The organism is Salmonella sp. SSDFZ54 (genome assembly GCF_004010735.1).
GTDB lineage: Bacteria > Pseudomonadota > Gammaproteobacteria > Enterobacterales > Enterobacteriaceae > Salmonella > Salmonella enterica.
The window spans coordinates 2,710,962-2,725,491 of the sequence record NZ_CP034819.1 but is presented as its reverse complement, the minus strand read 5'-3'; the positions used below and the strand labels follow the sequence as shown (position 1 = coordinate 2,725,491).

Below are 14,530 nucleotides of genomic sequence, written 5' to 3'. Positions count from 1 at the left end.
TGCGTTTAACAGAAGCCTGGGCGCGTACAGGCAGAAAAAAGCCCGGATATACACCCGGGCTGAAGAAAAATACAACGGGAAAAAGATTAGCGAGTCAAATCGTCAAAGAATTTTTTCACGCCGTCAAAGAAGCTTTTTGAACGCGGGCTGTTTTTCTCTCCCGTCGGGCCGCCAAAACTTTCCTGAAGATCTTTTAGCAATTGCTTCTGTTTTTCGCTCAGACCGACCGGCGTTTCAACCACCACACGGCACAGCAAATCGCCCTGCGCGCCACCGCGTACGGACTTCACGCCTTTGCCGCGCATACGGAACAGCTTGCCCGTTTGTGTTTCGCTCGGTACTTTCAGCATCACGCGACCATCTAACGTCGGCACTTCAATTTCACCGCCCAGCGCCGCCATCGCAAAGTTGATCGGCACTTCGCAATAAAGATTATTGCCTTCACGCTCGAAAATAGGGTGTTGTTTCACCTGGACCTGAACGTACAAGTCGCCTGCCGGTGCGCCATGCTCGCCCGCTTCGCCCTCGCCTGCCAGACGAATACGATCGCCGGTATCCACGCCCGCCGGGATTTTAACGGACAGAGTTTTACTCTTTTCAACACGCCCATGACCGTGACATTTATGGCACGGATCTTTGATCAGCGTACCGCGTCCCTGACAGTGTGGGCAGGTCTGCTGTACAGCAAAGAATCCCTGGCGCATCTGTACCTGACCAGAACCATGACAGGTCGGACAGGTTTGCGGTTGCGTGCCAGCTTTCGCGCCGCTGCCGTGGCAAACGTCGCACTCCTCCAGCGTCGGAATACGGATCTCTTTGGTCACGCCACGCACCGCTTCTTCCAGGGTGAGATCCATGTTATAACGCAAATCAGCCCCACGCGCCGCACGTTGGCGACCACGCCCGCCGCCAAAGATATCGCCAAAAACGTCACCAAAGATATCACTGAAATCAGCGCCGCCATTAAAGCCGCCGCCAAATCCGCCGCCCATACCGCCTTGTTCAAACGCGGCGTGACCATACTGATCGTAGGCTGCGCGTTTTTGCGCATCGGTCAGCACTTCATAGGCTTCTTTAATCTCTTTAAATTTAGCTTCGGCCTCTTTATCACCCTGATTGCGGTCCGGATGATATTTCATGGCCAGGCGCTTATACGCCTTTTTGATTTCACGCTCTTCCGCTGTTTTGGAAACGCCTAAAATCTCGTAGTAATCTCTTTTCGCCATCTCTTTTTATCTGCCCTTAACATGCATGCACGGGCGGAGAGGAAACCTCTTCGCCCGTGCCAGTAATTACCCGTTCAAAGGGCGATTATTTTTTATCTTTTACTTCTTCAAACTCAGCGTCGACAACGTCGTCATCTTTCGCATTGTTTGCAGAAGCGTCAGCGGAGCCAGCCTGCTGCTGCGCATGCTGCTGCTGAGCGATTTCCATCAGTTTCTGGGAAACCTGCGCCAGTTCCTGCATTTTCGCTTCGATAGCGGCTTTATCTTCGCCTTTCAGGGCAGTTTCCAGCGCGCTCAGGGCAGACTCGATAGCGGTTTTGTCATCAGCCGGCAGTTTATCGCCTGCTTCTTCAACCTGCTTACGGGTGCTGTGCAGCAGATGGTCACCCTGGTTACGGGTCTGAACCAGCTCTTCGAACTTACGGTCGGATTCAGCGTTCGCTTCTGCATCGCGAACCATTTTCTGAATTTCTTCCTCGTTCAGACCAGAAGACGCCTTGATGGTGATCTTCTGCTCTTTACCGCTATTTTTGTCTTTCGCGGAGACGTGCAGGATACCGTCAGCATCGATATCGAAGGTGACTTCGATCTGCGGCATACCGCGCGGCGCCGGGTTGATGCCATCCAGGTTGAACTGACCCAGAGATTTGTTATCAGACGCACGTTTACGCTCACCCTGCAGCACATGGATGGTTACCGCAGACTGGTTGTCTTCCGCAGTAGAGAACACCTGGCTGTGCTTGGTCGGAATGGTGGTGTTTTTGGTGATAAGCGGAGTCATCACGCCACCCATCGTTTCGATACCCAGAGACAGCGGGGTAACGTCCAGCAGCAGTACGTCTTTCACATCACCGGTCAATACGCCGCCCTGTACCGCTGCGCCGATAGCCACAGCTTCGTCCGGGTTAACGTCTTTACGCGGCTCTTTACCAAAGAACTCAGCCACTTTTTTCTGCACCATTGGCATACGGGTCTGACCGCCGACGAGGATCACGTCGTTGATATCAGACACGGACAGGCCAGCGTCCTGCAGTGCGACTTTCAGCGGCTCGATAGAACGGTTCACCAGATCTTCAACCAGGCTTTCCAGTTTCGCACGAGTCACTTTAATGTTCATGTGTTTCGGACCGGTGGCATCTGCGGTAATGTACGGCAGGTTCACGTCGGTCTGCTGCGCAGAAGACAGCTCGATTTTGGCTTTTTCTGCGGCTTCTTTCAGACGCTGCATTGCCAGCGGATCGTTACGCAGGTCAATGCCCTGATCTTTCTTAAACTCGTCAACGAGGTAGTTGATCAGGCGGGTATCGAAGTCTTCACCACCCAGGTGGGTATCACCGTTGGTTGCCAGAACTTCAAAGGTTTTTTCGCCATCAACTTCGTCGATTTCGATAATAGAGATATCGAAAGTACCACCACCGAGGTCGTAAACCGCGATAGTACGGTTGCCGACTTCTTTATCCAGACCGTAAGCCAGCGCTGCGGCAGTCGGTTCGTTGATGATACGTTTAACTTCCAGCCCCGCGATACGACCCGCATCTTTGGTAGCCTGACGCTGCGCATCGTTAAAGTAAGCCGGTACGGTGATAACCGCTTCAGTTACCGGTTCGCCCAGATAATCTTCAGCCGTTTTCTTCATTTTCTTCAGCACTTCGGCAGAAATCTGCGGCGGCGCCATTTTCTGACCTTTCACATCAAGCCATGCGTCGCCGTTGTCGGCGCCGATGATTTTGTACGGCATGATAGAAACGTCACGTTGAACTTCTTCGTCCTGGAAGCGGCGGCCAATCAGGCGTTTAATCGCAAACAGGGTGTTTTGCGGGTTTGTCACTGCCTGACGTTTAGCCGGCTGACCAACCAGAGTTTCACCATCCTGGGTATAAGCAATGATAGAAGGCGTAGTGCGATCGCCCTCGGCGTTCTCCAGCACGCGTGCCTGCGTTCCATCCATAATCGCTACACAAGAGTTGGTAGTACCCAGGTCGATACCAATAATTTTACCCATCTAAACGTCTCCACTAAAAATTCGGTCATCATGTGGTTGTGAATCTGTAATAAGGGCGAAACGTGCGGTTTCAACTACCCTGAATCGTTTTTTTTCAGACTCACCACTGCGGTTGACTACAAGATGGGGTCGTAACCCACGTCATCAAGGGGGAGATGAAAAAATTTTTTAGTGACGAGAGGGCGCGATGGAAAACCAGACAGATAAACATTCATGAAATAAATTAAACAACGAATACTATTCACAGAAAAATTGTAATAAAAAGAAAAGATTACAAAACTGAATCGTTGTCATGAGCAGAGTATGATAGACGGTAATTGCTTATTGAACCCGTCAAAGAGAAATTCCATGCGATCTGTGTTAACGATTTCCGCCGGCCTGCTTTTCGGCCTGGCGTTAAGTAGCGTCGCGCACGCGAACGACCATAAAATACTGGGTGTTATTGCCATGCCCAGAAATGAAACGAACGATCTCGCGCTGAAAATTCCCGTCTGCCGCATCGTGAAGCGCATTCAACTCACGGCGGATCACGGCGACATCGAACTTAGCGGCGCATCCGTCTATTTTAAAACTGCGCGTAGCGCCAGCCAAAGCCTGAACGTCCCTTCCTCAATCAAAGAGGGCCAGACAACAGACTGGATCAATATTAATAGCGATAACGACAACAAACGCTGCGTATCAAAGATTACCTTCTCAGGCCATACGGTAAATTCTTCCGATATGGCGAGACTTAAAGTCATTGGCGACGATTAATCGCTGTTATTTCTATTCCAAAAGTCAGACTGAAAATGAACGTCACCTATTTACACGACGAGGATTTAGACTTTCTTCAGCATTGTAGCGAAGAACAACTCGCCGATTTCGCCCGTTTGCTGACGCATAACGAAAAGGGCAAAGCTCGCTTGTCGAGCGTCCTTAGTCATAACGAGCTGTTCAAAGCGATGGAAGGTCACCCGGAGCAACACCGCCGTAACTGGCAGCTCATTGCCGGCGAGTTTCAGCATTACGGCGGCGACAGTATCGCCAACAAATTGCGCGGACACGGAAAACAGTACCGCGCGATTCTGCTGGATGTCGCAAAACGGCTAAAACTCAAAGCAGATAAAAGCATGTCGACGTTTGAAATAGAACAGCAACTGCTGGAGCATTTTTTACGTCATACCTGGCAGAAGATGGACGCGGCGCATAAGCAGGAATTTCTGCAAGCCGTAGACGCCAAAGTTTCTGAACTGGAAGAACTGCTGCCGCTGCTCATGAAAGATCGCAGTCTGGCAAAAGGGGTCTCCCACCTGCTTTCCACCCAGCTTACCCGCATTTTGCGTACCCATGCCGCAATGAGCATCCTGGGCCACGGATTGCTGCGCGGCGCAGGTCTTGGCGGCCCGGTCGGCGCGGCGTTAAACGGCGTCAAAGCGATGAGCGGCAGCGCGTATCGCGTGACTATTCCGGCGGTGTTGCAAATAGCCTGCCTGCGACGAATGATGGCAGCCGTTCAGGCGTGAATGCCCTCACTGGGGGAAATATTTTCTTTTCCCCCTTATTAGATCATAGACAGTCCTCTTCCCCCTGATTATTATGCCGCGCCCCGAATACGGAACTCGTTATTCTGGGAAACTATTTCACCATTCAATTATGATGATTTTGAGGAATTATGGGCAACACTAAGTTGGCTAATCCGGCACCGCTGGGCCTGATGGGCTTCGGCATGACCACCATTCTGCTTAACCTGCACAATGCCGGTTTTTTCGCCCTGGACGGTATTATTCTGGCGATGGGGATTTTCTACGGCGGTATCGCGCAAATTTTTGCCGGTCTGCTGGAGTATAAAAAAGGCAATACCTTTGGTTTAACGGCCTTTACCTCTTACGGTTCGTTCTGGCTGACGCTGGTCGCTATCCTGCTGATGCCGAAAATGGGCCTGACGGATGCGCCTGACGCTCAGCTACTCGGCGCTTATTTGGGTCTGTGGGGCGTGTTCACGCTGTTTATGTTCTTCGGTACGCTGAAAGCCGCCCGCGCGCTGCAATTTGTTTTCCTGAGCCTGACCGTACTGTTCGCTCTGCTGGCGGTCGGCAATATCACCGGTAACGAAGCCATTATCCATATCGCAGGCTGGGTTGGTCTGGTTTGCGGCGCCAGCGCTATTTATCTGGCGATGGGTGAAGTGCTAAACGAGCAATTTGGCCGCACTATTCTGCCAATCGGCGAGGCGCACTAAATCTCTTTTATTCCTCCCGCACCGGGAGGAATAACCCTACTATCAGTCTCTTCCGGTCAGGACGACATATTCTCACGTCTGGCGCTCTTCGGACGGAAAGCGGCAACCACTTCCGGCGCGGTTTCGACATACGGCCCGTCAAGCAGCTGTATACAATACGGCACGCTCGCAAAAATGCCCGGCACGCTAACGCTGCCATCGTCCGCTTTTACGCCTTCCAGCGTTTCTTTGATCGATTTTGGCTGTCCAGGCAGATTAAGAATTAACGCCTGTTTACGGATAACGCCCACCTGGCGGGAAAGAATGGCGGTCGGCACAAAGCGCAGGCTGATCTGGCGCATCTGTTCGCCAAAACCTGGCATTTCACGGTCGGCGATGGCAAGGGTCGCGTCCGGCGTGACGTCGCGACGCGCCGGACCGGTACCGCCAGTGGTCAGCACCAGATGACAGCTCATCTCATCAACCAGTTCACACAACGTTTGCTCGATAATTTCCTGTTCATCAGGAATTAAGCGCCGTTGGACCTCGAAAGGCGTGGTCAGCGCAGAAGCGAGCCACTCCTCAAGCGCAGGAATGCCTTTATCCTGGTAAACGCCGCTTGAAGCGCGGTCGGAGATAGAAACTAAGCCAATACGTAAGGTATCCATAATTATTCCGTTTAAACAGTCTCGTTAAACAGAATGATACACTGCGAAGGGAAGGACAGACAGGTTTCAGAAGAGGTAGCGTGACCCATATCAGGGCCACGCGTTAATGATTACAGCAGATCGCCGATCATTTTTTCCAGTTTTTCCTGGTCTACCGCAAACTTACGGATACCATCCGCCAGTTTGTCAACCGCCATCGGATCCTGGTGATGCTGCCACAGGAACTCGGCTTCGGTAATGCGTTCCGGGCGCGCTTTGACTTCGCCGGAGAAAGAGAGCTTACGCTCAATCGCCCCTTCGCTTTCCGCCAGTTCTTTCAGCAATGCCGGCGCGATAGTCAGACGGTCGCAGCCCGCCAGCTCCAGAATTTCGCCTACGTTACGGAAGCTTGCGCCCATAACGACGGTTTCGTAACCATGCTGTTTGTAGTACTCGTAGATTTCCGTTACGGAAACCACGCCCGGATCTTCAGCTGGCGCATAGTCTTTCTTGTCGGTATTGGCTTTATACCAGTCAAGAATACGACCTACGAACGGCGAGATCAGGTAGACGCCCGCTTCGGCGCACGCACGCGCCTGCGCGAAGGAGAACAGCAGCGTCAGGTTACAGTTGATGCCTTCTTTTTCCAGCTGTTCGGCTGCGCGAATGCCCTGCCAGGTGGACGCCAGCTTGATCAGGATACGATCGTTGCTGATACCCGCATCATTGTAGAGTTTAATGATACGTTTTGCTTTGGCGATAGACGCTTCAGTGTCATAAGACAGACGCGCGTCAACTTCGGTAGAAATACGCCCCGGCACCAGCTTCAGGATTTCCAGGCCAATATTCACCGCCAGCTTATCGGTCGCGTCAACAACCTGCTGCGCGCGGTCGCTGCTCTGCTGTTTCGCCCAGGCAACAGCATCGTCAATCAGCTTACGATATTCCGGGATTTGCGCTGCGTTAAGAATGAGAGAAGGGTTAGTTGTAGCATCCTGCGGCTGGTACAGCTTCATTGCCGCGATATCTCCGGTATCAGCCACTACGGTGGTGAACTGACGAAGGGAGGTCAATTTGTCCGTCATGATAGAGTTTCTCTTTAAACAGCTTGTTAGGGGATGTAACCGGTCTACCCTGATGATAACACGACGCACTCACAGCGCAACCGCCTACATGCACCTGGCTGCCCTTGTGCACTGTTTGCGTATCTGCCGACGGTTGATGCGCAATTAAAGGATACCGCCGTATTTATGGTAAACTGCCGTTAATATTAGTCTGACAAGGTCATCTACATCATGGGTCACGCTTATACAGGATTATCAAAGCGTGCCGGCATCAACAAGAGGGACGTTAATGCCTGAGTTTTTCAGTTTTATTAACGAAATACTCTGGGGCTCGGTAATGATTTACCTGCTGCTCGGCGCAGGATGTTGGTTTACCTGGCGTACCGGATTCATTCAATTTCGTTATATTCGCCAATTTAGCCGCAGTCTGAAAGGCAGCTTTAGCCCGCAGCCAGGCGGCCTGACGTCATTTCAGGCGCTGTGTACCAGCCTCGCGGCGCGGATTGGCAGCGGTAATCTGGCCGGCGTGGCGCTGGCTATCGCCGCAGGCGGTCCCGGTGCGGTATTCTGGATGTGGGTCTCGGCCATCATTGGCATGGCGACCTCCTTCGCCGAGTGTTCGCTTGCCCAGCTTTATAAAGAACGTGACCCGACAGGCCAGTTCCGCGGCGGCCCGGCGTGGTATATGGCGCGTGGGCTGGGAATGCGCTGGATGGGCGTGGTTTTCGCCCTCTTTCTGCTCGTCGCCTACGGGTTGATTTTTAATAGCGTGCAGGCGAATGCCGTCTCACGCGCGCTCCATTTCGCCTTCAACATTCCGCCGCTTATCTCCGGCATTGCTCTGGCGTTCTGTGCCCTGTTAATTATCATTCGCGGCATAAAAGGCGTCGCCCGCCTGATGCAATGGCTGATTCCCCTCATCGCGTTATTGTGGGTCGCCGGCAGCGTGTTCATTTGCCTCTGGCATATTGAGCAAATGCCTGGCGTTATCGCCTCGATAGTCAAAAGCGCATTTGGCTGGCAGGAAGCCGCGGCAGGCGCAGCTGGATATACGCTCACTCAGGCTATTACCAGCGGTTTTCAGCGTGGGATGTTCTCTAATGAAGCGGGAATGGGGTCAACGCCTAATGCGGCCGCAGCGGCAACGTCGTATCCCCCTCACCCTGTCGCGCAGGGGATTGTGCAAATGATTGGCGTATTCAGCGACACCATTATCATCTGTACAGCCAGCGCGATGATTATCCTGCTGGCGGGGAATCACGCGTCCCACTCGTCAACAGAAGGCATTCAGCTTCTCCAACATGCAATGGTTTCGTTGACCGGTGAATGGGGTGCCAGCTTTGTCGCGCTTATCGTCATTCTGTTCGCGTTCAGTTCTATCGTCGCCAACTATATTTACGCCGAAAACAATCTATTTTTTCTGCGGTTACATAACGCAAAGGCCATCTGGCTATTACGCCTTGCGACGCTTGGCATGGTTATCGCCGGTACGCTTATCAGTTTTCCGCTGATATGGCAGCTCGCTGACATGATCATGGCCTGTATGGCCATTACCAATCTGACGGCGATTTTGTTGCTCTCACCGGTGGTGTATACCCTCGCCGGCGATTATCTGCGACAACGGAAACTGGGCGTAAGACCGCAGTTCGATCCGCGGCGCTTCCCGGATATCGAACCACAACTGGCGCCAGATACCTGGGATGCGGCATCGCGCGATTAAGCCGACAATCACAACCATCGGTCAACTCTGCGGCGTTTTTTTGCTAAAGTCGCAGAAAATTCCCTGCAAGGACTGGATATGCTGATTCTGATTTCACCTGCAAAAACGCTTGATTATCAAAGCCCGCTGGCCACGACCCGCTATACCCAGCCGGAGCTGTTGGATCACAGCCAGCAGCTTATTCAACAGGCCCGCCAGCTTTCGGCGCCGCAAATTTCCAGGCTGATGGGAATTAGCGACAAACTGGCGGATCTCAACGCCACGCGTTTTCATGACTGGCAGCCTCATTTTACGCCGGATAATGCACGCCAGGCGATTCTGGCGTTCAAAGGCGATGTTTATACCGGCCTACAGGCGGAAACGTTCAACGACGCGGATTTTGATTTTGCCCAACAGCATCTGCGCATGCTCTCTGGCTTGTATGGCGTATTGCGCCCGCTGGATTTAATGCAGCCTTATCGTCTGGAGATGGGGATTCGCCTGGAGAATCCGCGCGGCAAAGATCTTTATCAATTCTGGGGCGATATCATTACCGATAAGCTCAACGAAGCGCTTGAGGCGCAGGGCGATCGGGTGGTGGTGAATCTGGCCTCTGAGGAATATTTTAAATCGGTGAAGCCGAAGAAACTGAATGCCGAACTGATTAAGCCCGTGTTCCTTGATGAGAAAAACGGCAAGTTTAAGGTGGTAAGCTTCTACGCCAAAAAAGCGCGCGGACTGATGAGCCGTTTTATTATTGAAAACCGCTTAACGAAGCCGGAACAGCTTACCGCGTTTGACCGTGAAGGGTATTTCTTTGATGAAGAAACCTCCACACAAGACGAGCTGGTCTTTAAACGCTACGAGCAGTAACGACATCGCCGGAGGGCGGTTACGCCTTATCCGGCCTACAAATCGACACCACCCCATAGGCCCGGTAAGCGACAGCGCCACCGGGCGCAATGGTTATTGGCGGGTCATCATCAGCTTACGCAGGGCGGCAAAATCCGCAGGCAGATGATGTGAAAGCAGCGGCAGGTCGGCGCGTTCGGCGAGCGCTTCAGGCAAGGCCAGAGTTTCTCCCAGAATGGACTCCACGCTTTCTTTAAACTTCGCCGGATGCGCCGTTCCGAGAAACAAGCCATACTCGCCAGGGTTTAACTGGTCGCGTAATGCCCGATACGCTACCGCCGCATGAGGTTCCGAGATATAACCTTTCGCTTTCAGCTCGCGCATCGTCTGCTGTGTCGTAGTGTCATCCACCGCCGCATAGCCCAGCTCAGTCAGACGCCAGATTTTACGGCGGAATAGCTCCTCCACACGCGGCCAGTTATTCGGCTGGCTGACATCCATCGCATTCGACAGGGTCGCCTGCGTCGCTTTCGGCGCCCACTTCCCGTCATGCAGAAAACGCGGCACCGTGTCGTTGACGTTGGTGGCGGCGATAAAACGTTTCACCGGTAGGCCTAACGACTTCGCCAGCAGTCCTGCCGTCAAATCGCCAAAGTTGCCGCTGGGGACGGAGATTACCAGTTGGTTACGCGCCCCCTGCGGCAGTTGCGCCACGGCTTCAAAGTAGTAGCAAATTTGCGCCAACAGGCGGCTGATATTAATCGAATTAGCCGAATTCAGCCCCAGCGCCGTTTTCAGTTCTTCGTCATCAAATGCCTGTTTCACCAGCGCCTGGCAAGCGTCGAAATCGCCGTCGATCGCCACGGTTTCAATGTTGCCGCCCAGCGTACAGAACAGTTTTTCCTGCAACGGACTGATCTTACCGCGCGGGTAGAGAATGACGACCCGCACATTTTCCAGGCCATAGAACGCGTGAGCCACCGCCGCGCCGGTATCGCCTGACGTTGCGGTCAGAATCGTCACCGGTTTGTCGCCGCTGATATGCGTCAGCATTTGCGCCATAAAACGCCCGCCGAAGTCTTTAAAGGCCAGCGTCGGACCATGGAACAGCTCCAGGCAGCCGACATCGCTTTCTACCTGCGCTACCGGCGCCGGGAACGCAAACGCCGCGCGGACGCGCTCTTCCAGAATTTGCTGCGGTATTTCATCGCCAATAAATGCCGAGAGGATCTTTGCGCTACGGCTGACAAAGTCCTGGTTGAGCATCTCATCAATTTCCGTCAGGCTAAACTCCGGCAGTTCGTGCGGAAAAAAAAGTCCCTGCTGTTTGCCCAGTCCTTGCGTGACGGCCTGCGCAAAGCTGACCTGCTCATTATGGTCTTTCAGATTATAGAGTTTCATTGATTATCCCACTACTCGTGCGCCCGCCGTATCCAGCCGGCAAATATGAACGAAGCCTTCCTGATTTTGCAGATAATGTTTGCTCAGCCAGTCCGCGACGCGCTGCGCCGTCTCCGGTTTATCGCATAGCGCAAACAGCGTCGGCCCCGACCCGGAAATCCCGCTCGCCAGCGCGCCGATCTCCGACACCGCCTGCCGCGCCTGGCTAAAGCCCGGCAGTAAACGCGCGCGGTATGGTTCGGCAATAACATCTTTCATCAGCGCGGCGGCAAGCTGCGGCTGCCGCGAGTAACAGGCGTGAATAAAACCGGCCAGATGCCGTCCATGCGCAATGCAATCCTGACGGCGATACTGCGCAGGCAAAATGGCCCGTGCTTCTGCGGTAGAAACTTTAATGCCCGGATAAGCCAGTACCCATAGCCACTCATCAAAGCCCGGCATCTGCTGACTAATAATGCCGTTTTCTTCAATCATCAACTGCATACCGCCAAGAAAGCACGGCGCGACGTTATCGTAATGGATGCTGCCGGAGATACGGCCTTCCAGCTCGCCCATCAGCGCCAACAGACGCGTGTCGTTTAACGGTTTGCCGCAGTGCTCATTCATCGCGACCAGCGCAGCGACGACGGAACAGGCGCTGGACCCTAACCCGGAACCAATCGGCATATTTTTTTCCAGCGTCATCGCCACCGGGATGGTTTTCCCCAATGCCTGGCAAAAACGTTCCCAGCACTGATAAACAATATTTTCACGCGGCTCCGGCGGCAGTTTATCGGCAAATCGCCCCAGGTTATGCAGACGGAAATGGTCCGCTGCTTCAACGGATACCACATCGCCCAGCAACGTGCCGTCAACGGGTGTGACGGCCGCGCCCAACACGTCGAAACCGACGCTCATGTTCGCGCTGGAAGCCGGGGCATACACTTTCACCATGTTAAACTCCTAACTTCCATGAGAGGGTCCGTAACAGATCGGCAAACACGCCCGCCGCCGTCACATCATTGCCTGCGCCGTAGCCGCGCAGCACCAACGGCAAGGGCTGATAATAGTGGCTGTAGAACGCCAGCGCGTTTTCACCGTTTTTCACTTTGAAGAGCGGATCGTTACCATCAACTTCGGCAATCTTCACGCGGCACACGCCATCCTCTTCGATATTGCCCACATAGCGCAATACCTTACCTTCATCACGAGCTTTAGCCACACGGGCGGCAAACGCGTCGTCAAGCTGCGGCAGATGCGCCATAAAGGCGGTCACATCGCCGGAGGCGTCAAACTCGTCCGGCAACACCGGTTCAATCACAATATCGGAAAGCTCCAGCTCGCGGCCCGTCTCGCGGGCGAGGATCAACAGTTTCCGCGCCACATCCATACCGGAAAGATCGTCGCGCGGATCGGGTTCGGTATAGCCCATCTCGCGCGCCAGGGCGGTCGCCTGTGAGAGACTCATCCCCTCTTCCAGTTTACCGAAAATAAAAGAGAGCGACCCGGAAAGAATGCCGGAAAATTTTTGCAGTTCATCACCCGCATTCAGCAGGTTTTGCAGGTTTTCGATTACCGGCAAACCGGCGCCGACGTTGGTGTCATACAAGAATTTGCGCCGTGATTGCGCGGCGGCGAAACGTAGCTGATGGTAGTAGTCCATCGACGAGGTGTTCGCTTTCTTGTTTGGCGTCACCACATGGAACCCTTCACGCAGGAAGTCGGCATACTGGTCGGCCACCGCCTGACTGGAGGTACAATCAACAATCACCGGATTGAGTAGATGATATTCTTTCACCAGGCGAATTAAGCGTCCCAGATTGAACGGCGCGTTCGCTTGCGCCAGTTCCGCCTGCCAGTTGTCCAGATTCAGGCCATGCACATTGGTTAGCAACGCCTTTGAGTTCGCCACGCCGCACACGCGCAGATCGATGTGCTTGTTCTTCAGCCAGGTTTGCTGACGTTTAAGCTGTTCCAGTAGCACGCCGCCGACGCCGCCGACGCCAATGACAAACACTTCAATCACCTGATCGGTATTGAACAGCATCTGGTGCGTTACCCGCACGCCGGTGGTGGCATCGTCGTTATTCACCACCACAGAAATGGAACGCTCAGAAGATCCCTGAGCGATCGCCACGATATTGATATTAGCCCGCGCCAGCGCGGCGAAGAATTTCGCTGAAATGCCGCGTAGCGTGCGCATACCGTCGCCGACAACAGAGATAATCGCCAACCGCTCAGTAACCGCCAGCGGCTCCAGCAGCCCCTCTTTCAGCTCCAGATAGAACTCATCCTGCATCGCACGGCGGGCACGCGCGCAGTCACTCTGCGGCACACAGAAGCTGATGCTGTACTCAGAGGAGGACTGGGTAATGAGCACCACTGAGATCCCGGCGCGAGACATGGCGGCGAAAACACGCGCCGCCATCCCAATCATCCCTTTCATTCCCGGGCCGGAGACGCTAAACATCGCCATGTTGTTAAGGTTAGAGATCCCTTTAACCGGCAGATTATCATCGTCGCTGGACGCGCCGATCAGCGTTCCTGGCGCCTGCGGATTACCGGTATTTTTAATCAGACAGGGGATCTGGAACTGGGCGATGGGCGTAATGGTGCGAGGGTGAAGGACTTTGGCGCCGAAGTAAGAGAGTTCCATCGCTTCCTGGTAGGACATCGATTTCAGCAGCCTGGCGTCCGGCACCTGGCGCGGGTCACAGGTATACACACCATCGACGTCAGTCCAGATTTCACAGCAGTCAGCGCGTAAACAGGCGGCCAGCACGGCGGCAGAGTAGTCAGAGCCATTACGCCCCAGCACCACCAGTTCACCCTTTTCATTACCGGCAGTAAAGCCCGCCATCAGGATCATGTGATCGGCCGGGATCTGGCTGGCGGCGATACGGCGAGTCGATTCCGCGATATCGACGGTAGATTCAAGGTAATGGCCCACCGCCAGCAGTTTTTCTACCGGATCGATCACCGTGACACGATGCCCACGCGCCTCCAGAAGTCCCGCCATAATCGCGATCGACATTTTTTCGCCACGGCAAATCAGCGCGGCGTTGATGCTGTCCGGGCACTGACCCAGCAGGCTGATACCATGCAAAACATGTTTGATCTGAGCGAATTCTTGTTCGACAACCATTTTCAACCGTGCAAGCGGGAATCCCGGCTGCGCGCTGGCAAGTCCTGCGAGCAGGTCAGAAAAAATACGTTCGGCATCGCTGATATTCGGCAAAGCATCCTGACCGCCGATAGTTTTTTCAATCATCGCCACCAGATGGTTGGTAATTTTCGCGGGGGCGGAAAGTACGGCCGCTACCTGCCCTTGCCTGGCATTGCTTTCCAGAATATCGGCAACACGCAGAAAACGTTCTGCATTTGCCACTGATGTACCGCCGAACTTCAACACTCGCATGGTTGTTACCTCGTGATCTCTGGTCGAAAAAAAAGCCCGCACTGT

General features: G+C 53.8%; 12 protein-coding genes and 1 other annotated feature (1 of these 13 running past the window's edge). Of the genes, 5 read left to right on the top strand and 7 right to left on the bottom strand.

The genetic code is table 11. The annotated features are described in order from the left end of the window. Positions 1-86 precede the first annotated feature (86 nt). Both dnaJ and dnaK read right to left on the bottom strand, forming a co-directional pair. Complete coding sequence (gene dnaJ / locus EOS97_RS13590; protein ID WP_001119009.1) at positions 87-1,226, bottom strand: molecular chaperone DnaJ; 1,140 nt, start codon at positions 1,224-1,226, stop codon at positions 87-89. 85 nt (positions 1,227-1,311) lie between these two features. Continuing rightward, positions 1,312-3,228 carry a molecular chaperone DnaK gene (gene dnaK, locus EOS97_RS13585; protein ID WP_000516126.1) on the bottom strand — a complete coding sequence of 639 codons (1,917 nt, stop codon included), beginning with the start codon at positions 3,226-3,228 and terminating at the stop codon, positions 1,312-1,314. Between the two features lie 348 nt (positions 3,229-3,576). Between dnaK and EOS97_RS13580 the strand changes: the two genes are divergently transcribed. The 3 genes from EOS97_RS13580 (at position 3,577) to satP (ending at position 5,446) form a co-directional block, all read left to right on the top strand. Beyond that, complete coding sequence (locus EOS97_RS13580) at positions 3,577-3,981, top strand: DUF2541 family protein (protein WP_001258083.1); 405 nt, start codon at positions 3,577-3,579, stop codon at positions 3,979-3,981. Between the two features lie 35 nt (positions 3,982-4,016). Next, a complete protein-coding gene (msyB, locus tag EOS97_RS13575) occupies positions 4,017-4,730 on the top strand; it encodes an acidic protein MsyB (protein ID WP_001103477.1) in 714 nt (237 codons plus the stop codon). Positions 4,731-4,879: 149 nt separating this feature from the next. Further along, entirely contained in the window at positions 4,880-5,446 is a 567-nt protein-coding gene (gene satP / locus EOS97_RS13570) for an acetate uptake transporter (protein WP_000528525.1), read from the top strand. 56 nt (positions 5,447-5,502) lie between these two features. Here satP and mog read toward each other — a convergent pair whose 3' ends face one another. Together mog and tal are read right to left on the bottom strand one after the other, a co-directional pair. After that, entirely contained in the window at positions 5,503-6,093 is a 591-nt protein-coding gene (gene mog, locus EOS97_RS13565; protein WP_000380373.1) for a molybdopterin adenylyltransferase, read from the bottom strand. A 110-nt stretch (positions 6,094-6,203) separates the two neighbouring features. Further along, on the bottom strand, positions 6,204-7,157 hold the full coding sequence (gene tal, locus EOS97_RS13560; RefSeq protein ID WP_000130175.1) for a transaldolase: 954 nt from the start codon (positions 7,155-7,157) through the stop codon (positions 6,204-6,206). Positions 7,158-7,425: 268 nt separating this feature from the next. On the opposite strand from tal, the gene EOS97_RS13555 reads away from it, so the two are divergent. Both EOS97_RS13555 and yaaA read left to right on the top strand, forming a co-directional pair. After that, positions 7,426-8,856 carry a sodium:alanine symporter family protein gene (locus tag EOS97_RS13555; protein WP_001113807.1) on the top strand — a complete coding sequence of 477 codons (1,431 nt, stop codon included), beginning with the start codon at positions 7,426-7,428 and terminating at the stop codon, positions 8,854-8,856. A 78-nt stretch (positions 8,857-8,934) separates the two neighbouring features. Further along, positions 8,935-9,708, top strand: coding sequence for a peroxide stress protein YaaA (gene yaaA, locus EOS97_RS13550; RefSeq protein WP_000906175.1), 774 nt, complete (start codon positions 8,935-8,937; stop codon positions 9,706-9,708). Positions 9,709-9,801: 93 nt separating this feature from the next. On the opposite strand, the gene thrC is transcribed toward yaaA, so the two are convergent. Genes thrC through thrA form a run of 3 tightly spaced genes read right to left on the bottom strand, consistent with a single transcriptional unit; the run spans position 9,802 to position 14,485 of the window. Continuing rightward, positions 9,802-11,088 carry a threonine synthase gene (gene thrC, locus EOS97_RS13545; RefSeq protein WP_000781110.1) on the bottom strand — a complete coding sequence of 429 codons (1,287 nt, stop codon included), beginning with the start codon at positions 11,086-11,088 and terminating at the stop codon, positions 9,802-9,804. A 3-nt stretch (positions 11,089-11,091) separates the two neighbouring features. Then, entirely contained in the window at positions 11,092-12,021 is a 930-nt protein-coding gene (thrB, locus tag EOS97_RS13540) for a homoserine kinase (protein ID WP_000241683.1), read from the bottom strand. A gap of 1 nt (position 12,022) precedes the next feature. Further along, positions 12,023-14,485: a bifunctional aspartate kinase/homoserine dehydrogenase I gene (thrA, locus tag EOS97_RS13535; RefSeq protein ID WP_127836161.1), complete on the bottom strand. Its 2,463-nt coding sequence runs from the start codon at positions 14,483-14,485 to the stop codon at positions 12,023-12,025. Between the two features lie 25 nt (positions 14,486-14,510). Next, positions 14,511-14,530, bottom strand: a sequence feature (Thr leader region); it runs 101 nt beyond the window's last position.